Below are 24290 nucleotides of genomic sequence, written 5' to 3' on the forward strand. Positions count from 1 at the left end.
CAGAGAGGTGATTTTATGAATCATATCTGGGGACTTATGGCGCATCCGAACCAGGAGATGCGTGATATTAAGCAAGAGAACGAAAGCGTTTCGCACCATTACACGCATCATGTCCTGCTGATGGCGGCGATCCCGGTAATCTGCGCCTTTATTGGCACCACGCAGCTGGGCTGGAATCTGGGGGAAGGGCGGTATATCCAGCTCAACCTGTTTACCGGCATCGGTCTTGGCATTCTGTTTTACCTGATCATTCTGGGTGGCGTAGCGGTGATGGGCCGCGTAATCCACTGGATGGCACGAGATTATCCGCAACGGCCCGGTATCCAGCGCTGCACGGTATTTGCTGGCTATGTGGCGACGCCGCTGTTTCTCTGCGGCATTGTGGCGCTTTACCCGCTGGTCTGGCTCTGTGTACTGATAGGTGCGCTGGCGCTGCTTTATACCGGCTATCTGCTTTACGTCGGGATTCCGGTGTTCCTGAATATCGATCAGGATGAAAGCCTGCGTCTTTCCGGTTCAACGCTGGCAATCGGCGTGCTGGTACTGGAAGTGCTGCTGGCGCTGACGGTGGTGATATGGGGATATGGCCCGCGCCTGTTTTAATCCGTTAAATCAGGCTGTGTCTTCCGGCACAGCCTTTTAACGCCCGGAAACAATCTCACCCAGGAAATTTCTAAGTGAACCGCGTATGATGCTGCGGCCAGCCCGCGTATACTCTGGCCTGATGCGGGCAGCCTGTGTCTGACACAGCGCAAAATCTTAACCGGTACACTTTCCCGATGCCTGTAAATATTCGCTATTCACTGCTGTCGCTGGCGCTGCTCTTTACCGGAGCCACGGCGATGACGCCTGCGCTGGCCGCCCCTGCGCTTGCCAACATGGCGCCGATTGCACAGCCGCAAATCGCCTCCGGCAGTGCGATGATTGTCGATCTCAATACCAATAAAGTGCTGTTTTCCAGCCACCCCGATCGCGTACGGCCCATCGCCTCGCTCACCAAGCTGATGACGGCGATGGTGGTGCTGGATGCTCATCAGCCGATGGATGAACTGCTGTCGGTGGATATCAGCCACACGGCGGAAATGCGCGGCGTCTTTTCGCGCGTCAAGCTGAACAGTGAAATCAGCCGCAGGAATATGTTGCTGCTGGCGCTGATGTCATCGGAAAACCGTGCGGCGGCCAGCCTTGCGCACCACTATCCCGGCGGCTATGACGCCTTTATCCGCGCCATGAACGCCAAAGCGCGCGCTCTGGGCATGACGCACACCCGTTATGTGGAACCCACCGGCTTATCGATCCAAAACGTTTCCAGCGCGGAAGATCTGATCAAACTGCTGAAAGCGACGCGTCAGTATCCGCAGCTGGGCCAGCTCAGCACCACCAAAGAGCAGACCGCGCTGTTCAGCCATCCCGCCTATGCGCTGCCGTTCCGCAATACCAATCATCTGGTTTATAAAGCGGACTGGCAGATTGAGCTGACCAAAACCGGTTATACCGATGAGGCGGGTCACTGTCTGGTGATGCGCACCCGCATCAATAACCGTCCGGTAGCGCTGGTGGTGCTGGATGCCTTTGGCAAATACACCCATTTCGCCGATGCGAATCGTTTGCGCGACTGGCTGGAAACCGGCAAAGCCGCGCCGGTGCCTGCGGCGGCGCTGGCCTATAAAAAGCAGAAGGCGGGGCAGATGGCCAGTACCGGCGCAAGCGCCGCGGCCGTAGAGTAAAAACCTTCGGGCGCGCGCCTCAGGCTGAGCGCCCGAGCAGCATGACCCGGCAGATTTTTGCGCCCGCATTCCTATAGTTTCGTCCCAGGCAAACGCCTAAACTACGCGCGGCGGGCGAAGGAAGATCGTCCGGACTCTTTTAACGCGCTGGAATCAGGTTCTTATGTTTAAGCTACGATCCATTTTTGCTCTGTTTTTGCTGGCGCTGGTGATGCTGGCGCCCGGCCTTGCGCTGGCGGCGGACGATGCCGCCGCCGCTACGCAGGGAGAAGAGACCGCGCCGCCGGTGAATCCGGCGGTAGAGCTGCCGAAGATGCAGAAGGTGCTCGACAAAATCAAAGGCCAGGTTTCTGGCGAAACCAATGAAAATAAGCTGAATCAGCTCAACGAGATGGCACTGGAGCTTTCCGGCAACGCCGATACGCTCGCGCAGGCGCTGACCCCGCAGCGTCAGCAGCTCGACGCTCAGCTGGGGGTGCTCGGCCCGGCGCCGAAAGCGGACAGCGAGGTGAAAGAGACGCCAGAAGTAACGCGCAAACGCCACTCGCTGGAGAGCCAGAAAAGCAAGCTGGACGATCAGCTCACCCAGGCTTTGGCGATTAAAAACGGCGGGCTGATGCTTTCCTCGCAGATTGTCAACCTGCGCCGCGATCAGTTGAAAAACCAATTGGCGCTGAATTCCGGCAGTATTCTGGGGCCGCGCTTCTGGGCGCCGCTGTTCAACGCACAGGATCTTGATGGGGAGAAAATTGCCGATTTTCGCGACGAATTGAAGGCGACGGCTGCGCTCTCCTGGGAGCCGGGCTGGCGCATCGGCACGTTGGGTTGGCTGGTAGCTGCGCTGTTGGTGATGACGGTTTGCCGTCGCTACAGTGAAGAGTTCCTCGCCTGGGTCAGTATCCATAAGCTGCCGGAAGGACGATTGCGTCGCAGTTTCCTTGCTGCCGCTATCGCGCTTACTACCCTGGCCGCCGTGGTGCTGGCGTTCAACTTTATCGCACTGGCGTTTACCCGCCGTAACGAAGTCTCCGATGACGTGCAGGGCTTTGTCGATCGGCTGGTGGAGCTTAGCGTGTTTTGCGGGCTGATTGCCGGTCTGGGACGCGCCTTTCTCTCGACTCGCCGTCCCTCCTGGCGACTGCCGCCGATCGCCGATCCGATAGCCGAGGCATTAAAGCCTTTTCCGCCGATTACCGCCGTGCTGGTGTTTATTTTCCAGACGGTGGAGAGCTTAAACTACAGCGTCGGCACCAGCCTCAACACCACTATTTTCGCTAACGGGCTGACGGCGCTGCTGATTGGCACCACCACGCTCGCCGTGAGTATGCGCTCCAACCGGGTACGGCGGCGCATGAAGCTGGAAGGTAACCCGCCGGAGGCGCGCTCCACGCTGGTCGGACTGATTCATATGGCACTGACGCTGACCGGCATTGCTATTCTGCTCTCGCTGATTATCGGTTATGTGACGCTGGGACGCTTCCTGAGTTATGAATTGATCTGGTGCGGCATCCTGTTTGGCTCGTTTTACTTCCTCAGCCATTTGATTAACGACGCCTGCGAAACGCTGTTTTCCACCAATAATCCCACCGGTAAACGCATTCAAAGTTCGCTGAACATCAACGATCGTCATCTGCAGCAGGCGGCCACGCTGCTGGCGGCGACAGGCAAAACCTTGCTGATTCTGTTTGTGGCAATTGCGCTGCTGAACGGCACTTTCGCCTCATCGACGCCAATTGAACTGTTGCAGAAAGCGATTGAGTTCTGGGGCGGCAAAGGACTCGAGTCACTGAACATCGTGCCGGCACGGCTGGTGAATGCGCTGGTTTGTCTGATCGTCGGCATCTATGTGCTGCGTTCGGTGCGCCGCTGGCTCGATAACGAGTTCCTGCCGAAAACCACCATGGATGTCGGTATGCGCGTGTCGCTGGTCACGCTGTTCAGCAATATCGGCTACGTGCTGATTATCCTGCTGACGCTGTCGACCATGGGCCTGCAATGGAACAAGCTGGCCTGGATCGTCAGCGCCCTGTCGGTGGGTATCGGTTTTGGTCTGCAGGAGATTGTGAAGAACTTTATCTCCGGTCTGATTCTGCTGACCGAACGGCCGGTGAAGGTGGGGGATCTGGTGAGCATCAGCGGCATCGAAGGGGATATTCGCCGCATCAACGTGCGCGCCACCGAGATCCAGCTGAGCGATAAATCCACGGTGATCGTGCCGAACTCACAGCTCATCTCACAGAACGTGCGTAACGCCACCATGGGCAGTGCGCAGGGCGTGGCGACCATTCTGCTGACTTTCCCGCTTGATATCGATCCGGTGCGGGTACGTGAGATTTTGCTGGAAGTCTATAACGAAAACGAACGCGTGCTGGAGCTGCCGGAGCCGTCGGTGACCTTCAAAGATTTGACGCCGCAGGGGATCGTGCTGAGCGTCACCGGCAACGTCGCCAGCCCGCGTCAGGTGGGCAGCGTGAAGAGCGATCTGCTGTTTGATATTCTGACGCGTCTGCGCAAGGAGGACATTATGCTCTCGACGCCGCAGACAATGATTATCGAGCGCAGGCAGCAGGAAGCCAGCAACGAGCCGGAACAGCTACCTTAAAGCGTATAAAAGGCCGAACAATGTTCGGCCTTTTTTCGCCTGCGACTACGCCTGCTTCACTCCCCAGCCTTTTTGCTTGCTGGTTTTACCGATGCCGGGGTTAAAGCTGTTGGTGGGATCGAGCTGGCGGTAAAACGCCTGTAGCTGCGGTTTCGCCGTGTAGAGATGCCCGACGTTGTGCTCGGCGGGATACTCCGCGCCGCGCGCGTTAAGGATCGCCAGCATCTTCTCTTTCAGCGCATGAACATCTACCCCTTTCTTCACGATGTAATCCTGATGGAAAACGTGACAGAAGAAGTGACCATAATAGAGGCGATGGATCAAGTCGTTATCAAACTCTGGCGGCAGCGTCTCGAACCAGTCGCGATCGTTACGGCGCAGAGCGATATCGAGCGCCAGAATATCCTCCACTTTGTCGGCATGCACCGCGTGATAACGCACCGCCGCGCCCGCCGCGGCAAAGCGATGCAGGAAGGCGTGCGCCCCCTCTTTATCGGTACATTCGAAAAAGTCGCCACCGCCCTCGCGGAAAAAGTCCTTGAGATAGCTGCGCGCCTCCGCCACCCCGTCGCCGGACATTTTTAACAGCAGATGATGCTCATATTTGTCGCGGTACTGCTTCATGCGTTTCGGCAGATGCGCCGGAAAAAACTGGCTAACGCGCTGCATCAGGCGATCGCTGAAATGGGGTTTGATAAAAGGCACCTTTGCCAGCCAGGCGTCGGCGCGTCCCTTCAGGGTAAAAAAGCGCGGCATTTTATCGGTGCCCAGCTTATCGATCATCACAAAGGTGTCTTTACCGTACACTTCGGCGATATCGAAAATGTCGCGATGCATATATTCGCCCGCCACCGGTAAACTGGCGAAATGAGCAAGGATATGGCGACGAATATCGCTCAATACGGCGGGATCGTTGCTGCCGATATAGAACACCTGCTGCTGCGGCTCGGCGGGAAAGGTATCAAGCCGCACGGCAAACACCGCCAGCTTGCCGGCGCAGCCCGAGGCTTCAAACAGATGGCGCGCGTCGGCATTGAAGCGCGCCGGGGTATCCGCATTGATATCGCGCACGCGCGTAGCATAGTCGTAATCGGAGGCGTGACGATGGTCATACTGTACGTCTGCGGGCTGCCAGCGATCGTCATCGAGGCGCCCCAGAATCTCCTCCGCCGAGCTGCCGAGCTGCATGCCCAGGTGGTTCACCAGCCTGAGTTTGCCCTGTTCATCTATCTGCGCGTAAAGCGCCAGCTCGCTATAGGCGGGGCCGCGTTTGATCAGCGAACCGCCGGAGTTATTGCAGACGCCGCCCAGCACCGAGGCGCCGATACAAGAGGAACCGATCACCGAGTGCGGCTCGCGGCCCAGCGGCGACAGCGCCTTCTCCAGCTGCCATAGGGTAGTGCCAGGAAACGCCAGCACCTGTTTGCCTTCGTCGAGCAGCTGCAATTTATCGAGACGCAGCGTGCTGATAATCACAATATCGCGATCGTAATCGTTGCCGTGCGGCGTAGAGCCTTCCGTCAGACCGGTATTGGCGGCCTGCATCAAGATAATTGCATCGGCGCTGACCAGCGCCTGCAACACGCGCCACAGCTCCAACAGCGAGCCGGGAAATACCACCGCCAGCGCGTCGCCTGTGCCGGAGCGAAAGCCTTTGCGGTAGCGTGCCGTCTGTGCGGCGTCGGTCAGCAGATGAGAGGAACCCACGAGGCGGCGCAGTTCCGCCAGCAGAGCAGGGCGAGAGAGGGAATCTGTCACAGGCGTATCCTTTCACGTTACGTTGCGTCCTTACTGTAGCACGACACGGGAAAATGGCTCGCCGCGCAAAACTACCTGCTATTCTCATCTTGTGGCACACTGGCGCATACGTTGCTGGAACCCATAAATTTGTTTTAGCGCAGTCACTTAAGAGAACCCAAACTGATGAAATGGATTTACTCTGTTAGCCTGGCCGTTTCCCTGGCCATTCAGCCCGCTCTGGCCGACGATCTGTTTGGCCCCCATCCGACGAACGCACAGGCGCGAGACGCCTTTGTCAGTGAGCTGCTGACAAAAATGACGCTGGACGAAAAAATCGGCCAGCTGCGACTGATCAGCGTCGGGCCGGACAATCCCAAATCAGCGATTCGCGACATGATCCAAAAAGGACAGGTTGGGGCAATTTTCAATACCGTCACGCGGCCTGACATTCGCGCCATGCAGGATCAGGTGATGCAGCTCAGCCGCCTGAAAATTCCGCTTTTTTTCGCCTACGACGTGGTGCATGGCCAGCGCACCGTTTTCCCTATTCCACTGGGCCTGGCGGCCAGCTGGGATCTTGACGCCGTACATACCGTGGGCCGCGTCTCTGCTTATGAAGCGGCGGATGATGGTCTGAATATGACCTGGGCACCGATGGTGGACGTCAGCCGTGAACCGCGCTGGGGTCGGGTCTCGGAAGGTTTTGGCGAAGACACTTACCTGACCTCGCAGATGGGCAGCACCATGGTCAAAGCGATGCAGGGCAAAAGTCCCGCCGATCGCTATGCGCTGATGACCAGCGTGAAGCACTTCGCACTCTACGGCGCGGTAGAAGGCGGGCGCGATTACAACACCGTGGATATGAGCCCGCAGCGCATGTTCCAGGATTACATGCCGCCGTATAAAGCCTCGCTCGATGCCGGCAGCGGCGGCGTGATGGTGGCGCTCAACTCGATCAATGGCGTGCCGGCCACCGCCGACGGCTGGCTGCTGAAAGATCTGCTGCGCGACCAGTGGAAATTCAAAGGCATAACCATCAGCGATCACGGTGCCATTAAAGAGCTGCTCAAGCACGGCGTCGCCAGCGATCCGCAGGATGCAGTGCGCATCGCGCTCAAGTCGGGCATCGATATGAGCATGAGCGACGAATATTACAGCAAATACCTGCCGGGGCTGGTGAAAAGCGGCGCGGTGAGCATGGCGGAGATCGACGACGCGGCGCGTCATGTGCTGAATGTAAAATATGATATGGGACTGTTTAACGATCCTTACAGCCATCTCGGCGCGAAAGAGAGCGATCCGCAGGACACCAATGCGGAAAGCCGTCTGCATCGCGCCGACGCGCGCGATGTGGCGCGTAAAAGCATCGTACTGCTGAAGAACCGTCTGGAGACGCTGCCGCTGAAGAAGAGCGGCACCATCGCGCTGATCGGGCCGCTGGCCGACAGCCAGCGCGACATCATGGGCAGCTGGTCAGCGGCGGGCGTGGCGAAGCAGTCAGTGTCGCTGTTGCAAGGAATGCGTAATGCCACGGCGGGCAAAGCGACGCTGCTGTACGCCAAAGGGGCGAACATCTCCGATAACAAAGGCATCCAGGATTTCCTCAATCTTTATGAAAAAGCGGTCAGCGTGGATGCGCGCACGCCGCAGCAGATGATTGATGAGGCGGTAGAAAAGGCGAAGCAGGCGGACGTGGTGATCGCAGCGGTGGGCGAAGCGCAGGGCATGGCGCATGAAGCGTCAAGCCGCAGCGATCTCACTATTCCGCCCAGCCAGCAAAAGCTGCTGGCGGCGCTGAAAGCCACCGGTAAACCGCTGGTGATTGTGCTGATGAATGGCCGTCCGCTCGCGTTGGTCAACGAAGACCGCATGGCGGATGCGATGCTGGAGACCTGGTTCAGCGGTACAGAAGGAGGCAACGCCATCGCCGACGTGCTGTTTGGCGATTACAATCCCTCCGGCAAGCTGCCGGTCTCCTTCCCACGTTCAGTGGGACAGATCCCGATCTATTACAACCATCTGCCGACCGGTCGTCCTTATAACGCCGCTAAGCCGAACAAATACACCTCGCACTACTATGACGCGGTAAACGGTCCGCTTTACCCGTTTGGCTATGGCCTGAGCTATACCCGCTTTAAGGTGTCGCCGGTGAAAATGTCGGCCAAAACCATGCCGCGTAACGGCGTTATTGAGGCGAGCGTCACGGTGACCAACAGCGGCTCACGCGACGGCGCCACCGTAGTGCAGATGTACCTGAACGATCCGGTGGCTACCCTCAGCCGTCCGGTCGCGGAGCTGCGCGGTTTTCAGCGCATCATGCTGAAGGCGGGCGAATCGCAAACCGTGACCTTTAAAATCGATGTTGATGCGCTGAAATTCTGGAACCAGAAAATGCAGCAGGTGGCGGAGCCGGGCAAATTTAATGTGATGATCGGGCTGGATTCGGTACGCACCCAAGATGCACAATTTGATTATCTTTAAAACCTTAACGGGCCGCACCGGCGGCCCCTGACATATGAAAATTCTTCGGCAACGTATCGAGCGTCAGGTCTTTCGGGTGAACGGCCTGTCGCTAAATGAATTCGATCTCTCCCAACCGCCGGGCGATCCGGGCCTGTTTGGCCCGGAGAGCGTGATCTGGCAGGTGCACGGCGATTTCACCTCGATGATGTGCGGCGGCATCAGCGCGCTGTTATTGCAGATGATGCATCCTTCTGCGCTGGCCGGGGTCTGGGATCACTCAAACTTCCGCCAGGATATGATGGGTCGCCTGCGACGCACCAGCCAGTTTATTGCCGTCACCACTTTTGGTAATCGCGCCGACGCGCAGACGCTCATCGAGCGCGTGAAGCGCATTCATTTACAGGTCAGCGGCGTGGACGCTTACGGCCAGCCCTATGCCGCCAGCGATCCCCACCTGCTTACCTGGGTGCATGTAGCGGAAACCAGCCGCTTTCTCGCTTCCCATCTTCGCTACAAAAACCCGCGCCTCAGTGGGGCGGATCAGGATCGCTACTACAGGGAAGCGGCGCAGATTGCGGAAGCGCTGGGGGCGGAAGGGGTGCCGAAAAGCCGCGAGGCGGTAGCCGATTATTTTCACCAGATGCGCAGTGAATTGAAGGTGGACGATCGCACGCGGGAAGTGACGCGTCTGTTGATGAACGCCCCGGCGCCCAGCTGGCAGGCGAAACCGGTAATGAAAGTGATGATGAAAGCGGGCATCAGCCTGATGCCGGAATGGGCACAGCAGCAGAGCGGCTATCGCTTCAGCACGCTGGAACGTCTGGCGCTCGATCGGCAAATTCAATTGCTCGCCGCTGGCCTGCGCTGGTCAATTCAGCGCGGCGCTTATCACAAAGCGATGAAGCGCATGGGGCGAATCAGCTGAGATGTATTTGCCTTACGGCAACAGATTACTTCCGCTAAAGGGTTGCAGACGAATTAAAGCGCCGCCAACCCGTTTACCTTTTCAAAGTTTAAATCTGCCCGGCGGGAAAAGATTAAACCTGCTTCACTGATGAAACTCATCACGCCCTGCCGTATAGGTGCGCGGCCTGTTCATCTGATGATGCAGCTTGTCATATCGCAAATGGTAGCGGTACAGCAGCAGCCCCAGCCCGATGCCCATCAGGGCAAAGGCAAACAGGCTGTACCACATGTCAACGGGTAAAAGCAGCAACGCCAGCAGGCCGCTGCAGAAAAAGGCTAATGAAATCATTATCCCGCTGTAGCGAAAAAACAGCCAGGCCAGAAAGGCGTAGATAACTAACTCTTTGATACTGACATCGAGGCCATGCACCTTGTGCCGCTCCATGTGTAAAGTCAGGATAAATTGACGTTAACACGCCCGATAGTGAAAAAATGTCGAAATAAATTGCAGCGTCACTTGAAAGGATTGTGAAGAAAACATTATGCCTTGCTGCATTATTGCCGCTTCGCTCAATTCTGAATATCAGGCCGGGTAATATTCACAGCCCGCACTTTGAGATTTTTACCCTTGTCTCGCATGGCACGAGTGCCGATCCTGCTCTATTCTCGGGGAAAAAGGATTCCTCCACGCTTTTGTCGAGGCACTATGAGCTATCAACATCTGATTGCCGAAGTCCACAATCAGCAACGTACCCTCACGGCAATCGTCGAACAGGATGAGCGCACCGCCTACTTTTACATCTGGCCGAACGACCTGTTTCGCAGCCAGTATGCGGTACGCGGCTGTTGGTTGCGCAACCTGCTGCCTGCGCCGCAGCAGGAGGATCGCGCGGCAATGGAGCAGGGTATTGCGCCGCTGCTCAGTGCGGAATATTGCCGCACCCTGGAGGCGGAGCCGCCGCTCGATCCCGCCGGGCTTCAGGTGATGTGGGAGCCCAGCGATGATGGCGCCGCGCTCTGGTATAACGGCCAGCTGCTGGCGGTGATCCCCGGCTGGAGCCTCTATCAGGATAAGCAGGTGAGTTTTTCCGCTGGTTGCCTGCGTAAAAATCGTCTTACCGCGCCGCTCGGCTCCGCCTCCACTAACCACTATTACGCGCTGGCGGAACAGCATCGTCACTTCTGGCGCGACTGGCACGACGGCCATCTGTGGGATCTGGTGCAGCATGAGCTGTTGCAGTGCTATCAAACGCAGTTTGGCGAGTCGGTAAAATATTACGCCATCGACCAGGGAAACTGGCCGCCGATGGCGATTTCTCAGCACTGGCATCGTGGCGTCTGGTATTTTCTGACGCTCGGCATGAGCATTCGCCCGATGCCGCAGGTGGATTATCTCTACGAGGAGCTGGCGCCGCAGTATCGTCGCGTGGAGCTGGCGATGGCGGTGGATGGCGACGTGATGACCGAATCCAACGCGGTACAGATGGCCAGCGCGCTGGCGGAATTCGCTCATCTGCCCTGGTCGCGTCTGAGCTGGGTGGGCGAAGGCCACACGCTGGCGTCGGAAGTGGCGCCGGTGGGTTTCGAAAGCTTCCTGCTGGCTAACGCGCTGGCTGCTGACAGCGCGCAGTTCAAACTGCCGAAGCGCGACGGCGACCACGTCAATCTGCTCTGGTCAACCCCGGTGACTGAAGCGGAGCGTGAGTTTGCCCAGGCTGAAGAAAACGGCGGCGAACAGCTCCTCAATCTGCTGCTGGCGGACGGCAATAATCATATTTTTCGTCCGCGTCAGCAGGTAGTGGATGCCGAAGCGTAGCGCTTGCTTTCCGGCTGCTTCTCTCCCGAATCAGGGAGAGCGCAACTCTTTTTCATTTTTGTGAACCCGCCCATCTCAAGTTCCGTTCTGCCAGGCCGTTAACCGGGATCAGGCAATCGCGCCTCTCCTGGTAAAGGGCACGTCTATGTTAAAAACCACACAATCACGCTTTACGCTCACGCTGATCGCATTTTTCCTCCTGCTGATGCTGATTACCGTCTTGGTGATCAACCAGTTTGTCGCGCCGCAGTTGACGCGTAACGAAAGTCGGCTGGTGCGTTATGAAGTTGCTGCCCTGGCGTCGCGTATTGTCGAGCAGATGAACCGGGTGCAGGCGCAGCAGCGGGCGATTACCGAATCGGCGGCGGTGATGGATAGCGCGACGATTGACGCGCTGCTGCCAGCGCTGGTGAACCAGTATCAGGATACCAACGTGTTTGGCGGCGGTATCTGGCCTTTGCCGAATCATCGCGATCCGGCCAAAGAGAAAGACAGCAGCTTTTTTGCCCGCGACAGCAGCAATCAGCTGAAGGTAAACAGCTTCTGGAACTCGGCCGAGGCGGATAACTACTGGCAACAGTCGTGGTACAAAGATGGACTCGCCGCGCCGAAAGGGCAGTGCGCCTGGGCGAAAGCCTATCAGGATGCCGCCAGCCCGCAGCCGCGCACCAACTGTGCGATGGCGATTTACCGTGACGGCAACGCCTGGGGCGTCGCCACCATTGACGTGACGCTGGGCTTTTTCAACCACCTGGCGCAGCAGATGGGCGAGGCGATTCAGGGACGCGTGCTGATTGTGGAAGCGGACGGCAAGGTGGTGGGTAATGCCGCGCTGACGCAGGGCACGCCGAAGCTGGAGTATCTCAGCGATCTCACCTTGCCGATGGCTGCCCCGCTGAAAGCCCTGCTGGCCGATGCCTCTGCCCAGCCGACGCAGACGGAGTATCAGGGTGAAGATGGCGATCATATGCTGTTCCTGCAGGCGATCCCCAACAGCCCGTGGTATCTCGCCAGCGATGTGCCCGGCAGCCTGCTGCAGGTGCAAACCCACAGTATGCTGACGCGTCTTGGCCTGGTGCAGATTCCGCTGGCCGTGATCCTGCTGCTGGTGCTGCTGACTTTTGTGCGCGCCATGATGAAGCGTCTCAGCCAGCTCAACAGCAACATCCAGGCGCTGTCGACCGGCGGAGCCGATCTTACCCAGCGTTTGCCGGTCAGTAACAGCGCGGAATTCAACGCCGTGGCGCAGAGCTTCAACCAGTTCATTGAATATCTGCAGGGACTGATGCGTCAGGTAGGCGACAGCGCACTGGCAATCACTGCCGCCTCGCGCGAGATCGCCAGCGGCAACGCCGATCTTTCCTCGCGTACGGAAGATCAGGCCAGCTCGATTGTGCAAACCGCCGCGTCTATGGAGGAGCTGACCGGCACGGTGCGCCAGAACGCCGATAACGCCACCCATGCCAACGCACTGGCAGGCGACGCCTCACAGGTGGCGGCACGCGGCACTCAGGTAGTGCGTCAGGTGGTGAGCACCATGGGAGAAATTCATCATTCTTCACGCAAGGTGGTGGATATTATCAGCGTCATCGACAGCATCGCCTTTCAGACTAATATTCTTGCCCTGAACGCGGCGGTGGAAGCGGCGCGCGCAGGGGAGCAGGGACGCGGCTTTGCCGTGGTGGCCTCCGAGGTGCGCAGTCTGGCGCAGCGCTCCGCCAACTCCGCCCGTGAAATTAAAAAGTTGATTGAGGAGTCGGTCGCCAACATCGATACCGGCAGCCAGCTGGTGGAGCAGGCAGGTCAGACCATGGATGAGCTGATGCGCGGCGTCAGCAGCGTCACTACCCTGATGGGGGAAATCATGTCCGCCAGCCGTGAGCAGAGCATGGGGATCGAGCAGGTGAACGTGGCGATCAACCAGCTGGACAGCACCACGCAGCAGAATGCGGCGCTGGTGGAGCAGGTTTCCACCGCCGCCCAGGCGATGGAGGAGCAGAGCGTGCAGCTGGAGCAGGTGGTGCACAGCTTTAAGCTTTAAAAAGAGGTACCGGCGCGGCCCACTGCGGCCGCGCTTTTCTCCGCTTTACCCACTTTCTCCGCTGGCTGCTACGCTTTACCAGAGATTCTGCTTTATCAGAGCAAATTTTTAGTCGTTACGCGTGGCCGCTGCGCCAGTCGCGCGGGAAACCGCACAGAATGCCATCTGTACATTCGCCATTTTGCCGCCGTTGAAGAGGAGATGGTGTAAAATGGTTGGGATTTTTCTGAAGGAGTTGTCATGTCCGCAATTGAAGTTATCCTTGTCGACCATCTTGATCGTCCCACCGGTAAAATGGAAAAGCTGGAAGTGCATGAAAAGGGATTGCTGCATCGCGCTGTGACGGTTTACGTGTTTAATTCACGCCATGAATTGCTGTTGCAGCGCCGCGCCAGCGACAAATATCACTGCGGCGGTTTGTGGAGCAACACCTGCTGCGGACACCCTTATCCGCAGGAATCGACGCAGCACGCGGCGGAGCGTCGTCTCTGGGAAGAGATGGGGTTAGATCTCAGCCTGACGCCGGTGTTTGAACTGAGCTACAACCTGCCGCTCAGCAACGGACTCACCGAGCATGAGTATGGTCACGTCTTTTTTGCTATCAGCGATGCGCAGCCGATCCTCAATCCTGAAGAGGCGGACGCCTGGTGCTATCGTTCGGTAGGTGAGCTTCGTGAAGAGATGACGTGCGATCCGGAACGTTTTACGCCGTGGTTCCTGCATACTTTTCCGCGTATTCCTGCCTCTCTGGATGCCTTCAGCCTGCCGGCGTGAGGGCGGCGCGTCATCCCTGACGCGCGCCTGACATCAGCGGGAGAAATCCTCCGCATCCACGTCGTAGCCCGACGGCTCCCAGCGAATCGCCAGCAGCGCCAGCAGACCCGCCAGCGGAGCCAGCGCGATCACCCAAAAGACCTGAGTATCAAGCGCTGCGGCCAGCACCGGGAAGGCAAAGAGCGAAACGGTGGAGCTGCCGCGCATCAGCGTCTGGTTAAAGCCGACGCCCACGCCGCGCAGCGAGGTAGGATAGCTGAGCGAGGCGAAAGTCATGGTGTGTGAGCCGGGACCAAAACCCTGACCAAACAGGAACAGCGCCAGCATGGCAATCGCCAGCGCAGCCTCTTCGCCGCCCGCCGGACGACCAATCAGCGCCAGGCCAAGCAGCGCGACGCACTGACAGGCGTAGCCCGTCACCGACATCTTCCAGGCGCCGAGCTTCGGCACCAGCCGCACCGCCAGCAGGCCGCCGACAAAGGCGAACAGCAGATTCAGCGCCAGCGACACCAGAATGGTGGTGAGCATCGACTGGGCGAAAAAGCTGGAGATAATCACCGGCAGACCAAACGCCACGGCGTTATAGGCAAAGGCGGAAGCGACGGAAGTGATGGTCGCCAACACCGTGCGCCGCAAATAGACACCCTGCAACAGCGCGCCGTAGTTGCGCCAGCTGGCGCGGCGCGTCGGCTTCAGCTTGCTGAGGTCGGCGTCGGGTGCCACTTCCGCATTGATGTTATAGGAGCTGCGCAGGATCTCTGCCGCCCCTTTCAGGTTGCCCTGATTCGCCGCCCAGACCGGCGATTCGCTGATATAGCGGCTGCGGATGGCGATAATCACCAGCGCCGGCACCGCGCCAAAGCCCAGAATCAGACGCCACAGCCAGCCGGTATGGCTCTCCGGCAGCACCGCATACAGCAGCAGCACCAGCAGATAAGAGATGCTGATGGCGGCATACCAGGTGGGGCACCACATCGCCACGCTGGCCGCCTTGTTGCCTTTGCCGCGCAGCTTCGAGAATTCCGCCAGAAATGCCATCGCTACCGGCAGATCGATACCGACCCCCAGCCCCATCACGAAACGGGCGCCTCCCAGCACATACTCGTTGGGCGCAAAGGCGCAGGCGAGGGCAGCTACCACAAAGAAAAACATATCGGCCATAAAGACACGGTAGCGGCCAATCTTATCGGTCAGGTAACCGCCGATCAGCGCGCCCACAATGGCGCCGAAGGTGATCGCCGAAGCGACCAGCCCGGTGCCGGTGGGCGTCAGGTTAAATTCCCGCGCCACGTCTTTCACGCCAAACGCCAGCGCGCCGAGATCGTAAGCGTCAAGAAACACGCCGCCCAGCGCAATGGCGATAACGATGTTCGCATTGCTGCGCGCCTGGGTACTGTTGTTGACCAGGTTTGAGACGTCAGCGGCACTGCGGATCCACTGCGTCTCCCCGGAGGGTCGGTTCCCTGCCTGCGCCACATGCGCAGAAGAGGTTAAATCAGTCATGATGTTGTCAGTATTATTAGTTTAAAAGTGCCAATGAGAATAATCCGCACCGCGCCTGCCCTAAATTCCATTTTGTTATATCTCAGATCCCAATGCTCTGACGCGCACCCGGCGCTTATTCTCACGAATCGAAGAATCCCTGCGGCGAGCGAAACGCATTGAGCTACGCTTTTAAGCATTAACGAAAAGAACAGCAAATAAGGAAAAGAGGATGGCTGGAACTCGTTTGCGTTTGGGTTTACTGGGGATAGCGGCGCTGGCGCTTGCTACAGGCATGGCCCAGGCGGCCGATCCGGTGCGCGTAGGGTCGAAAATCGACACTGAAGGATCGCTGCTGGGCAATATTATTTTGCAGGTGCTGGAGAAGCATGGCGTGAAAACCGTCAATAAAATTCAGCTCGGCAACACTCAGGTGGTGCGCGGCGCCATTGTGGCGGGCGAACTCGATATCTATCCGGAATATACCGGCAACGGCGCCTTTTTCTTCAATGACGAGAAAGATCATGCCTGGAAAAACGCAGCGGCGGGCTATAAAAAGGTCAAAGCGCTGGATGCGCAGAAAAATCATCTGATTTGGCTGACGCCTGCGCCCGCGAACAATACCTGGACCATTGCGGTGCGCAGCGACGTCGCCAAAAAGAACAACCTGACCTCGCTGGCCGATCTCAGCGGCTATCTGCATAAGGGCGGCGATTTCAAACTGGCCGCCTCGGCGGAATTTATCGAGCGCAGCGATGCGCTACCGGCGTTTGAAAAATCGTACGGCTTCAAGCTCACTCAGGATCAGCTGCTGTCGCTGGCGGGGGGCGATACGGCGGTCACCATCAAAGCCGCTGCGCAGCAAACCTCCGGCGTGAATGCGGCGATGGCCTACGGCACCGACGGCCCGGTGGCCGCGCTGGGGCTGGAAACCCTGAGCGATCCCAAAGGGGTACAGCCGATCTACGCGCCAACGCCGGTCGTGCGCGAAGCGGTGCTGAAACAGTACCCCGATATGGGTCGCTGGCTACAGCCGGTATTCGCCTCGCTGGATGCCAAAACCCTGCAGCAGCTTAACGCGCAGATTGCGGTAGAAGGGCAGGACGCCAAAAGCGTGGCGGTGAATTACTTACAGCAGAAAAAGCTGCTGTAACCTGAGCGGATCGATCGGGGAATGCGCATTCGCTGTCACCATCCGGTGCCGTTGCTGCTGCTGGCGCTGCTGAGTATTACGCTAAGTAGCCTGCCGTTTCTGACTTATGCCGCCAACCGGCTGGTCTCCGGCCAGCCGCTGACGCTGTGGCAAATCGCCCACGGCTGGCTGCTGTTGCTGCCGCTGGCGCTGCTCTGGCTGCTGGCCGCACGAAGGCCCATGGCATCCACCCGCCTTCTGATGTTGCTGCTGGCGGAACTGCTGCTGGCCGGCATGATTTTCCTCAGCGGCCAGCACGCCGCCTCGCTGGCCCTACAGGGCAGCGCGCTGGCCCGCACCGCCTTCGGCAGCGGCCTGTGGCTCTCCGCCGCGCTCTCCCTGCTGCTGGCCGCCGACGCCATCCGCAATCTCACGCGCAACGCGCTGTGGCGGCTGTTGCTTAACGCTCAGATGTGGCTGCTGCCGCTGCTGATGCTGCTCGGCGGCCAGCTGGCGCAGCTCTCTATCCTGAAAGAGTATGCCAACCGCCAGCAGGTATTTGATCAGGCCTTCTCCCGCCATCTGATGCTGCTGGGCGGCACGCTGCTGCCCGCGCTGCTGGTTGGCGTGCCGCTCGGCATCTGGCTGTACCGACGGTCGCGCTGGCAGTCCGGGGTATTTGGCGTGCTGAACGTGATTCAGACCGTGCCCTCCGTGGCGCTGTTTGGCCTGCTGATTGCGCCGCTGGCGGGGCTGGCGCAGGCGTTTCCAACGCTGAGCAACTGGGGCATCGGCGGCATCGGCGCCGCGCCCGCGCTGATCGCGCTGGTGCTTTATGCACTGTTGCCGCTGGTGCGCAGCGTGGTGGCGGGTTTGCAACAGGTTCCCGCCGAGGTTATTGAAACCGCGCGCGGCATGGGCATGGGGCCGCTGCAGCAGTTCTGGCATGCGGAAGTGCCGCTGGCGCTGCCGGTCTGGCTGGCCGGTTTGCGCGTGGTAGTGGTGCAGACGCTGGGGATGGCGGTGATCGCCGCGCTGATTGGCGCAGGCGGCTTTGGCGCGATCATCTTTCAGGGGCTGCTGAGCAGCGCGCTCGATCTGGTGCTGCTTGGCGTGATCCCGGTGGTGGCGCTGGCGGTAATCCTTGATGCGCTGTTTCGCCTGGTTATTTCCCTGCTGGAGAGAAAAACCGATGATTCATTTTGATCGGGTAAGTAAATATTTTTCCGGCAAGCCCGCCGTGAAAGATCTGACGCTGGAGATTGCCGCAGGGGATTTTACCGTGCTGATTGGCACCTCCGGTTCGGGCAAATCCACCACCTTAAAGATGATCAACCGGCTGATTGAGCATGACGAAGGGCAGATTCGCTTCGCAGGCGAAGAGATTCGCCGTTTCGATGAGCGCACGCTGCGTCGCCGCATGGGCTACGCCATTCAGTCTATCGGTCTGTTTCCCCACTGGACGGTGGAAAAGAACATCGCCACCGTGCCGGTGCTGCTGAAGTGGCCGAAGGCGCGCATCCGGGCGCGGGTGAATGAACTGCTGGCGCTGCTGAATCTCGACCCCACTCTGGCCACGCGCTATCCCCATCAGCTTTCCGGCGGGCAGCAGCAGCGCGTCGGCGTGGCGCGCGCGCTGGCCGCCGATCCCGAAGTACTGCTGATGGACGAGCCTTTCGGCGCGCTCGATCCGGTGACGCGCGGCGCGCTGCAGCAGGAGATGCTGCGCATTCATCGCCTTTCCGAGCGTACCATCGTGCTGGTGACGCACGATATCGACGAGGCGTTAGCGCTGGCGGACCGGCTGGTGCTGATGGACGGCGGCGAAATCATTCAACAGGGCAAGCCAGTTGAGCTGCTCACCCAGCCGAAAACCCCTTTTGTGCGCGACTTTTTTGGCCGCAGCGAGCTGGGAGTGCGTCTGCTTTCCCTCGGGCTGGTGGGAATGTCTGCACGGCGCGGCGAGTGGCTGGACGGGGAAGCGATCGCCGCCAGCCTGACGCTGCGCGAGGCGCTGTCGCAGTTTATTGCCCGTCAGACCGATAAGCTGCCGGTGGTGGACGATCGCCAGCAGCCGCTGGGCGTGCTGCACTTTGCCGATCTGCTGCGCCAGCGCGAGGTAAGCTGATGCGCTGGCGCAAAGATCCGCTGCTGTGGCTGGTGCTGTTATTTATCGCGCTGTTGCTGGCAATGCCTTACAGCGGCCCGCTGTTTGCCTGGTGGTTTCCGCAGTTGCAGCGCCCGCTCTATCAGCAGGACAGCTTCTGGCAGCTGGCGTTGGCGCACATTGTATTGGTGTTTTCAGCCAGCGCGCTGGCGTTGGTGATCGGCGTGGGCAGCGGCGTGCTGGTGACCCGGCGTCACGGACTGCCGTTTCGTCCGCTACTGGAGACCCTCGCCGCCGCCGGACAAACTTTTCCGCCGGTCGCGGTGCTGGCGATCGCCGTGCCGGTGATGGGCTTTGGCGCCTGGCCTGCGGTGATCGCGCTGCTGCTCTATGGTCTGCTGCCGATTTTGCAGGGCACGCTGGCGGGTCTGGATGGCGTGCCCGCCAGCAGCCGCGAAATTGCCGAAGGGGTGGGCATGAGCGCCTGGCAACGGTTATGGCAGGTGGAGCTGGCGCTGGCGGCGCCGGTGATCATCGCCGGGGTGCGCACCTCGGTGATCATTAATATTGGCACGGCGGCCATCGCCTCGACGGTGGGGGCAAAAAGTCTCGGCTCGCCGGTGATTATCGGTCTGAGCGGCTTTAATACCGCCTATGTGATTCAGGGCGCGCTGCTGGTGGCGCTGCTGGCTATCGTCAGCGATCGCCTGTTTGAGCGCCTGCAGCGTTGGCTTAGCGTGAGTGCAGCACGATAGTGTATCCCACCAGCATCATGCCGCCCATGCCGCCGATTGCCATGATGAGAAACAGAAGGGTGATGAAGATTTTTTGCCAGTTCATGAAAAAACCTGATGCGTGTCAAAGAGCAGCGATAATAACGCGGACCGGGCGCAGCACAAAGCGCCGTGCGTGCGTTTTCCTCAGCAACAGAGGGGCAAAACCAGAGCAGAATCAGTCGCTGCCGTGAATATGCACCGAAAAACCCTGCTCCTGCCAGTGACTTAGCTGCTCCTGCTGGCGACGCGTCAGTTTTTTACCGGTCCAGAGAAACAGCGTCTGCCCCGGAAAGAGTTCCGGGCGCGGAATTTCCAGCGGCTCCGCCAGCACATCCACCCGCCAGCCGTGTTGAGAAAGACGCCAGGCTTCCAGCCAGATGCGGGTGCGATCTTCGACGCCCCAGCCAAGAATCAGCGCATCTTTGCCCGCTTTTTTCCGTGCGCCTGTCAGACAGAACGCCACGTAGTCGATCAGCGCGCCATCCAGCAGACTGCACATGGTGCGCGCGGTATTCTGATCCAGACCGAGACGCTGGCGTACCGGCATAAAGACCTGGTCGATCAGCACATCAACCGGGTTTTCGCGTCCGAGCGTGGCGATCTTTGCCCGCAGCTTTGAGGCTTTTGCATGGCGCAGCACGCTCATCAGATCTTCCTGCAGAGGCGCCCAACCGTCATTGACGCTAAGCTTCTCGCCTTCCAGCAGCGCTTTTACCTTACCAACGGGCACGCCGCTCTCTATCCAGCGTTTGATCTCTTCAATACGTTGAACATCTTCATCATCGAACTGACGGTGACCTCCCTCGGTGCGCTGCGGCTTTAACAGGCCATAACGGCGCTGCCACGCACGGAGTGTTACCGGGTTGATGCCACAGCGCTCAGCAACTTCGCCGATACTGTATAAGACCATGTGTTCACCATATTAAGTGCTTTAGCTCTGTTTACCTTAACGAAGCCGGGCAACTTGTACAAACTATTTTGCACTGTACAACTTGATCCCACGCATACTTTCACGCTTAATCTCATACATGAGATATTATTCCCATATATGAGAGGAATCCAATGCAGCAACCTGATACTGAACAGCGTCTGGCCGCACGGCTGGCGGAATTACGCATCACGCGCGGCTGGTCGCTTGATGAACTGTCGCTGGCGACCGGCATCAGCCGTGCCTCATTGTCGCGGATTGAGCGTGGAGAAACCAGTCCCACTGCCGCATTACTGAACCGACTCTGTGTGGCCTATGGCTTAACCATGTCGCGTTTGCTGAGCGAGGTGGAGGAAGAGGCTGCGCTGTTGCTGACGCCTGAACAGCAGCCGCTCTGGCAGGACGAGGAGAGCGGCTTTTATCGCCGCAACCTGTCACCGCCTGCGAATGGCTTCCGGGCCGAGATGGTGGAAGCACAGCTACGCGCCGGGGCGCGTATCGACTACGATGCACCGCCGGTGCAGGGCCTTGAGCAGCATATCTGGCTGCTGGCGGGCGCGCTGGAGATCACCATGGAGGCGCAGCGCTGGACGCTGAGAGCAGGGGATGTGCTGCGCTTTCATTTAACCGGGAAATCCGCGTTTCAGGCCTCTGACATTGAAGGCGCGCGCTATGTGCTGGTGGTATGCCGACCATGATTGATTATGAAGAGTTGAACGCGCCGCAGACGCAACAGGAACTGTCGGCGCTGTGCGAAGTGCTGCGCGCCTGCGTGGCCGACGGAGCGAGCGTGGGCTTTATTAATGCTGCCGACGGCGAGGCGATAGCGCGCTTCTGGCAGGATAGGGTTTACAGCATTGCCAGCGGGGATTGTCAGCTACTGGTGGCGCGGGAGGCGGGACGCATCGTCGCCACCGTGATGGTGTGCTACAGCGGCATGCCTAACGGGCGTCATCGGGCGGAGATCAGCAAGCTGCTGGTGCATCCGCAGGCGCGGCGTCAGGGCATTGCGCGTCGGCTGATGCAGCAGGCGGAAGCGCTGGCGCAGGAGAGTGGGCGAAGCCTGTTGGTGCTCGATACGCGCAGCGGCGATGTCGCCAGCGACCTCTATCTGTCGTTGGGCTGGCAGATTGCCGGGGCGATTCCGTTTTATGCTGAATCCACAGAAGGCGTACTCGACGCCACCACGCTGATGTACAAAAAGCTGGTGTGACCATGAGAATCGGGGAGTCGTCAGATTCCCCTTTTTAGTGCAGATCTTCGCTTTCGGGAATCGCCAGCGCCTGCATAAACAAACGGATAATCTGGTTTATTTTCCGCCCTTTTTTAATTATCAGGCAAAAAGGCGTTTTTAGCCGCAGCGCCTCATCGCTTAATTCCCGTAGCTCGCCCTGTTGAATATAGCGCGCCGCGTAGTGTTCAGGTAAATAACCAATAAAGTGACCGGTAAGAATCAGCATGGCGACGGATTCAACCTGAACCGCCTGAATATGGCTCTCCTGCCGGGTAAAGAGCCGGTTTTTATAACGCTGAGAGACATAAAGATGGTTGATCATCACCTGCTGCTGCAATATTTCTGGCGAAATGGCCGCAGGGCTTAAAGAAAATAAAGTGTGATCCCGTGCGCAATAAAGCCGCGACTGCTCAATATAAAGCGGGAAATAATCAAACTCATTCTTATATTCATAGGCGGGCGCAATAGCGCAATGAAAACGGCCCTCGCTGATACCGCGTTCAATATCATCCAGCTGGGCGGTTTGCAGGCGAATGTGCACTTTTGGGGCGAGCCGGTGCAGCTTTTGCACCGCGCTGGTGACGGGGGAGCGCGGGTCGGAAATGGTGTTGTCCACCACGCTGATGGCGATCTCGCCGAGGATTTCATCGCGACTGTTATGCAGGCGTTCGCGAAAATGATTCAGAGAAACAAACAGCTCAAGCGTGGCCTGATAAACATTCACGCCATATTCCGTCAGCTCAAAGCCCTCACGCCCGCGGCTGCACAGGGTCATGCCGAGGCGGATTTCCAAATCGGAAAGCTGTTTGCTGATTGCCGCCAGGCCGATATTCAGTTCATTGCTGGCTGCGGTTAATCCGCCCGCTTCGACCACGCATTTAAACACACGCAGTAATTTTAAATCGACGTTACTTAATGCCAGAACGGCATTATCACTGCGCGCAGCCGCATTGTTTCCAGATTGGGAAACTTTACTTTCCATATTTGCTATTCAACTCCGGAATTATTGCGGTGAAAGTACAGTGAACCTGAAATGAATACCATTTTCCAGCAAGAAGAAGAAAGAAGTTCTTTCTGTTGCTGCGAACCCGCGCCGATTAAAAATTATTTGTTCCGTTGAAGGGGAATCCGCATGTCTGACAATGCCGAACTGCTGTGGGGCGCACGTTTCAAAGCCGCCCCTGCCGATACCTTAACCACCTTATCGCGCAGCCCGGATTACTATTTCGCTCTGGCTCCTTACGATCTTGCTGGCTGCCGCGCCCATGCCCGTGAGCTGGCGCGCGCCGGACTGCTGAGCAATGACGAACTGGCGACGATGCTGGTCGCGGTAGATGCGCTGGACGCGGATTTTCGCGCCGGTCTGATTGCGCCCATCGCAGCGGACGAGGATGTGCACACCTTTATCGAACGCGCCCTGACCGAGCGTCTCGGCGCGCTGGGCGGCAAGCTGCGCGCCGGTCGCTCGCGCAACGACCAGACGGTGAACGATCTGCGTCTCTATCTGCGCGACAACGGCCGCAAGCTGGTAAGCGCGCTGCTGCAACTGCAACAGGCGCTGGTGGATCAGGCGGCGCAGCATCAGCAGAGCATCGCTCCCGGCTTCACCCATCTGCAACAGGCGCAGCCGATTTTGTTTGGTCATCAGCTGCTGGCCCACGCTCAGGCTTTTTCCCGCGACATCGAACGCATGCAGGACTGGGATCGCCGCAGCGCCTTCTCGCCGCTGGGCGCCGCCGCGATGGCCGGATCGGCGATTGCGCGCCAGCCGGAACAGTCGGCAGCGGAGCTGGGCTATCGCGCCCCCTGTGAAAACTCCATCGACGCGGTGGCGAGCCGCGACTACGCCGCTGAGTTTCTGTTCGTTACCAGCATGATGGGTATTAATCTGTCGCGCCTGTGTGAAGAGATCTGCATGTGGGCGTCACGCCAGTTCCGCTGGGTGGAGCTGCACGACAGCTACGCCACCGGCAGCTCCATTATGCCACAGAAGAAAAATCCGGATATCGCCGAGCTGACGCGCGGCCGCAGCGGTCGCCTGGTCGGCAACCTGATGGCGATGCTCACTACCATGAAGGCGATGCCGCTCTCCTATAACCGCGACCTGAGCGATGACAAACGCAACGTGATTGATGCCGTTAACACGCTGCTGATGGTACTGCCTGCCATGGCTGGCATGGTGGAAACCCTGAGCTTCAACCGGGCGGTGATGCGCGAGCAGGCGCCGGACGGCTTTACCCTCGCAACCGAAGTGGCGGACTGGCTGGCGATGCGTGGCGTGCCCTTTAAGCAGGCGCACGAAATTACCGGCCAGCTGGTGCAGCTGTGCGAGCAGGAAGCGATCGCGCTTTCCGATCTCAGCGACGCGCAGCTACAGGCGGTGGACAGCCGCCTGACGCCCGAGGTGCGCGAAGTGCTGACGCTGGAAGCGGCGATTGCCGCCCGCTCCGGCTACGGCGGCACGGCATCGGCGCGCGTGGCGGAACAGCTGGCGCGTCTGCAAACCCTGATGCAACAGCAACAGCAGTGGGCGGAGAGCTATACGGGGCCGCGCGCCTGAGG

The 24290-nt window shown here is 58.9% G+C and carries 20 protein-coding genes; 15 read left to right on the plus strand and 5 right to left on the minus strand.

The window, feature by feature from the left end; translation table 11 throughout:
• Positions 1–15 precede the first annotated feature (15 nt).
• From ABU178_RS06800 to ABU178_RS06810, 3 genes are all read left to right on the plus strand, one after another.
• Positions 16–603 carry a Yip1 family protein gene (locus tag ABU178_RS06800; RefSeq protein ID WP_397213212.1) on the plus strand — a complete coding sequence of 196 codons (588 nt, stop codon included), beginning with the start codon at positions 16–18 and terminating at the stop codon, positions 601–603.
• Between the two features lie 176 nt (positions 604–779).
• Positions 780–1727, plus strand: a complete 948-nt coding sequence (pbpG, locus tag ABU178_RS06805) for a D-alanyl-D-alanine endopeptidase (RefSeq protein WP_397213213.1) — start codon at positions 780–782, stop codon at positions 1725–1727.
• Positions 1728–1890: 163 nt separating this feature from the next.
• Positions 1891–4329 (plus strand): DUF3772 domain-containing protein, encoded by a 2439-nt coding sequence (locus tag ABU178_RS06810; protein ID WP_397213215.1) that lies wholly within the window; start codon positions 1891–1893, stop codon positions 4327–4329.
• 45 nt (positions 4330–4374) lie between these two features.
• On the opposite strand, the gene dld is transcribed toward ABU178_RS06810, so the two are convergent.
• Complete coding sequence (dld, locus tag ABU178_RS06815) at positions 4375–6087, minus strand: D-lactate dehydrogenase (RefSeq protein WP_397213216.1); 1713 nt, start codon at positions 6085–6087, stop codon at positions 4375–4377.
• A 165-nt stretch (positions 6088–6252) separates the two neighbouring features.
• Here dld and bglX point away from each other — a divergent pair, with 165 nt between their 5' ends.
• Positions 6253–8550, plus strand: coding sequence for a beta-glucosidase BglX (gene bglX, locus ABU178_RS06820; RefSeq protein ID WP_397213218.1), 2298 nt, complete (start codon positions 6253–6255; stop codon positions 8548–8550).
• 34 nt (positions 8551–8584) lie between these two features.
• Positions 8585–9457 (plus strand): oxygenase MpaB family protein, encoded by an 873-nt coding sequence (locus tag ABU178_RS06825; RefSeq protein WP_397213220.1) that lies wholly within the window; start codon positions 8585–8587, stop codon positions 9455–9457.
• Between the two features lie 123 nt (positions 9458–9580).
• Here ABU178_RS06825 and ABU178_RS06830 read toward each other — a convergent pair whose 3' ends face one another.
• The gene (locus ABU178_RS06830; protein WP_397213222.1) at positions 9581–9883 is read right to left on the minus strand and encodes a hypothetical protein; all 303 of its coding nucleotides are present in this window, start codon (positions 9881–9883) and stop codon (positions 9581–9583) included.
• A gap of 261 nt (positions 9884–10144) precedes the next feature.
• Here ABU178_RS06830 and ABU178_RS06835 point away from each other — a divergent pair, with 261 nt between their 5' ends.
• The 3 genes from ABU178_RS06835 (at position 10145) to idi (ending at position 14069) form a co-directional block, all read left to right on the plus strand.
• Positions 10145–11254 (plus strand): suppressor of fused domain protein, encoded by a 1110-nt coding sequence (locus ABU178_RS06835; RefSeq protein ID WP_397213224.1) that lies wholly within the window; start codon positions 10145–10147, stop codon positions 11252–11254.
• Between the two features lie 145 nt (positions 11255–11399).
• Complete coding sequence (locus ABU178_RS06840; protein ID WP_397213226.1) at positions 11400–13295, plus strand: methyl-accepting chemotaxis protein; 1896 nt, start codon at positions 11400–11402, stop codon at positions 13293–13295.
• A 240-nt stretch (positions 13296–13535) separates the two neighbouring features.
• Positions 13536–14069 carry an isopentenyl-diphosphate Delta-isomerase gene (idi, locus tag ABU178_RS06845; protein ID WP_397213228.1) on the plus strand — a complete coding sequence of 178 codons (534 nt, stop codon included), beginning with the start codon at positions 13536–13538 and terminating at the stop codon, positions 14067–14069.
• Positions 14070–14102: 33 nt separating this feature from the next.
• Here idi and ABU178_RS06850 read toward each other — a convergent pair whose 3' ends face one another.
• Positions 14103–15572, minus strand: coding sequence for an MFS transporter (locus ABU178_RS06850; protein ID WP_397213230.1), 1470 nt, complete (start codon positions 15570–15572; stop codon positions 14103–14105).
• A gap of 274 nt (positions 15573–15846) precedes the next feature.
• Here ABU178_RS06850 and osmF point away from each other — a divergent pair, with 274 nt between their 5' ends.
• Genes osmF through ABU178_RS06870 form a run of 4 tightly spaced genes read left to right on the plus strand, consistent with a single transcriptional unit; the run spans position 15847 to position 19545 of the window.
• A complete protein-coding gene (osmF, locus tag ABU178_RS06855; RefSeq protein ID WP_397215721.1) occupies positions 15847–16704 on the plus strand; it encodes a glycine betaine ABC transporter substrate-binding protein OsmF in 858 nt (285 codons plus the stop codon).
• 21 nt (positions 16705–16725) lie between these two features.
• Positions 16726–17889 carry an ABC transporter permease gene (locus tag ABU178_RS06860; protein WP_397213232.1) on the plus strand — a complete coding sequence of 388 codons (1164 nt, stop codon included), beginning with the start codon at positions 16726–16728 and terminating at the stop codon, positions 17887–17889.
• Positions 17876–18811, plus strand: a complete 936-nt coding sequence (locus tag ABU178_RS06865) for an ABC transporter ATP-binding protein (RefSeq protein ID WP_397213234.1) — start codon at positions 17876–17878, stop codon at positions 18809–18811. The genes ABU178_RS06860 and ABU178_RS06865 overlap by 14 nt, the downstream gene beginning before the upstream one ends.
• Complete coding sequence (locus ABU178_RS06870; protein WP_397213236.1) at positions 18811–19545, plus strand: ABC transporter permease; 735 nt, start codon at positions 18811–18813, stop codon at positions 19543–19545. The genes ABU178_RS06865 and ABU178_RS06870 overlap by 1 nt, the downstream gene beginning before the upstream one ends.
• Before the next feature lie 196 nt (positions 19546–19741).
• On the opposite strand, the gene ABU178_RS06875 is transcribed toward ABU178_RS06870, so the two are convergent.
• Positions 19742–20476, minus strand: a complete 735-nt coding sequence (locus ABU178_RS06875; protein WP_397213238.1) for a MerR family transcriptional regulator — start codon at positions 20474–20476, stop codon at positions 19742–19744.
• 152 nt (positions 20477–20628) lie between these two features.
• Here ABU178_RS06875 and ABU178_RS06880 point away from each other — a divergent pair, with 152 nt between their 5' ends.
• Together ABU178_RS06880 and ABU178_RS06885 are read left to right on the plus strand one after the other, a co-directional pair.
• Positions 20629–21192, plus strand: coding sequence for a helix-turn-helix domain-containing protein (locus ABU178_RS06880; protein WP_397213240.1), 564 nt, complete (start codon positions 20629–20631; stop codon positions 21190–21192).
• Positions 21189–21707 carry a GNAT family N-acetyltransferase gene (locus tag ABU178_RS06885; RefSeq protein ID WP_397213242.1) on the plus strand — a complete coding sequence of 173 codons (519 nt, stop codon included), beginning with the start codon at positions 21189–21191 and terminating at the stop codon, positions 21705–21707. Before ABU178_RS06880 ends, ABU178_RS06885 begins: the two co-directional genes overlap by 4 nt.
• A 34-nt stretch (positions 21708–21741) precedes the next feature.
• On the opposite strand, the gene ABU178_RS06890 is transcribed toward ABU178_RS06885, so the two are convergent.
• The gene (locus ABU178_RS06890; protein ID WP_397213244.1) at positions 21742–22710 is read right to left on the minus strand and encodes a LysR family transcriptional regulator; all 969 of its coding nucleotides are present in this window, start codon (positions 22708–22710) and stop codon (positions 21742–21744) included.
• 150 nt (positions 22711–22860) lie between these two features.
• Here ABU178_RS06890 and argH point away from each other — a divergent pair, with 150 nt between their 5' ends.
• Positions 22861–24288, plus strand: coding sequence for an argininosuccinate lyase (gene argH, locus ABU178_RS06895; protein WP_397213246.1), 1428 nt, complete (start codon positions 22861–22863; stop codon positions 24286–24288).
• The last annotated feature ends 2 nt before the right edge of the window (positions 24289–24290 follow it).

Source organism: Pantoea osteomyelitidis (genome assembly GCF_044342975.1).
GTDB lineage: Bacteria > Pseudomonadota > Gammaproteobacteria > Enterobacterales > Enterobacteriaceae > Pantoea > Pantoea osteomyelitidis.

What these genes read in the sequence shown, in the direction of transcription:
- ABU178_RS06800 (WP_397213212.1), top strand. Translation starts at nt 16, where the DNA reads ATGAATCATATCTGGGGACTTATGGCGCATCCGAACCAGGAGATGCGT.
- pbpG (WP_397213213.1), top strand. Translation starts at nt 780, where the DNA reads ATGCCTGTAAATATTCGCTATTCACTGCTGTCGCTGGCGCTGCTCTTT.
- ABU178_RS06810 (WP_397213215.1), top strand. Translation starts at nt 1,891, where the DNA reads ATGTTTAAGCTACGATCCATTTTTGCTCTGTTTTTGCTGGCGCTGGTG.
- bglX (WP_397213218.1), top strand. Translation starts at nt 6,253, where the DNA reads ATGAAATGGATTTACTCTGTTAGCCTGGCCGTTTCCCTGGCCATTCAG.
- ABU178_RS06825 (WP_397213220.1), top strand. Translation starts at nt 8,585, where the DNA reads ATGAAAATTCTTCGGCAACGTATCGAGCGTCAGGTCTTTCGGGTGAAC.
- ABU178_RS06830 (WP_397213222.1), bottom strand. Translation starts at nt 9,883, where the DNA reads ATGGAGCGGCACAAGGTGCATGGCCTCGATGTCAGTATCAAAGAGTTA.
- ABU178_RS06835 (WP_397213224.1), top strand. Translation starts at nt 10,145, where the DNA reads ATGAGCTATCAACATCTGATTGCCGAAGTCCACAATCAGCAACGTACC.
- ABU178_RS06840 (WP_397213226.1), top strand. Translation starts at nt 11,400, where the DNA reads ATGTTAAAAACCACACAATCACGCTTTACGCTCACGCTGATCGCATTT.
- idi (WP_397213228.1), top strand. Translation starts at nt 13,536, where the DNA reads ATGTCCGCAATTGAAGTTATCCTTGTCGACCATCTTGATCGTCCCACC.
- ABU178_RS06850 (WP_397213230.1), bottom strand. Translation starts at nt 15,572, where the DNA reads ATGACTGATTTAACCTCTTCTGCGCATGTGGCGCAGGCAGGGAACCGA.
- osmF (WP_397215721.1), top strand. Translation starts at nt 15,847, where the DNA reads ATGGCCCAGGCGGCCGATCCGGTGCGCGTAGGGTCGAAAATCGACACT.
- ABU178_RS06860 (WP_397213232.1), top strand. Translation starts at nt 16,726, where the DNA reads ATGCGCATTCGCTGTCACCATCCGGTGCCGTTGCTGCTGCTGGCGCTG.
- ABU178_RS06865 (WP_397213234.1), top strand. Translation starts at nt 17,876, where the DNA reads ATGATTCATTTTGATCGGGTAAGTAAATATTTTTCCGGCAAGCCCGCC.
- ABU178_RS06870 (WP_397213236.1), top strand. Translation starts at nt 18,811, where the DNA reads ATGCGCTGGCGCAAAGATCCGCTGCTGTGGCTGGTGCTGTTATTTATC.
- ABU178_RS06875 (WP_397213238.1), bottom strand. Translation starts at nt 20,476, where the DNA reads ATGGTCTTATACAGTATCGGCGAAGTTGCTGAGCGCTGTGGCATCAAC.
- ABU178_RS06880 (WP_397213240.1), top strand. Translation starts at nt 20,629, where the DNA reads ATGCAGCAACCTGATACTGAACAGCGTCTGGCCGCACGGCTGGCGGAA.
- ABU178_RS06885 (WP_397213242.1), top strand. Translation starts at nt 21,189, where the DNA reads ATGATTGATTATGAAGAGTTGAACGCGCCGCAGACGCAACAGGAACTG.
- ABU178_RS06890 (WP_397213244.1), bottom strand. Translation starts at nt 22,710, where the DNA reads ATGGAAAGTAAAGTTTCCCAATCTGGAAACAATGCGGCTGCGCGCAGT.
- argH (WP_397213246.1), top strand. Translation starts at nt 22,861, where the DNA reads ATGTCTGACAATGCCGAACTGCTGTGGGGCGCACGTTTCAAAGCCGCC.